Source organism: Paraburkholderia sp. SIMBA_030 (genome assembly GCF_046535245.1).
In the GTDB taxonomy this organism is placed as follows: Bacteria; Pseudomonadota; Gammaproteobacteria; order Burkholderiales; family Burkholderiaceae; genus Paraburkholderia.
The window spans coordinates 1-236 of the sequence record NZ_JAWRXB010001648.1 but is presented as its reverse complement, the minus strand read 5'-3'; the positions used below and the strand labels follow the sequence as shown (position 1 = coordinate 236).

General features: G+C 44.5%; 1 pseudogene. It reads right to left on the bottom strand.

The window, feature by feature from the left end:
* A pseudogene (gene prfC, locus SB772_RS45605) lies at positions 1-236 on the bottom strand (peptide chain release factor 3); the annotation flags it as partial.

Here is a 236-nt window from a genome sequence, read left to right as displayed (position 1 = left end):
CTACTAAAAGTCACTTCTGGATATCGGTCTTGCATCAGCTGTAAATTGACACGTGAGGGTGCAAGATACGTTAGATAACCGCCCCCATCTAATGATAATTGGTCATGGGCTTTTTTCTTGAACTTCGCCAATGCTACTTCATCACCGCAATGAATCCAGCGTACCGTAGCTATCGATACTGGCTCAAAGGTACATTGAACCCTGTACTCTTCTTTTAGACGATGCGCGACTACTTC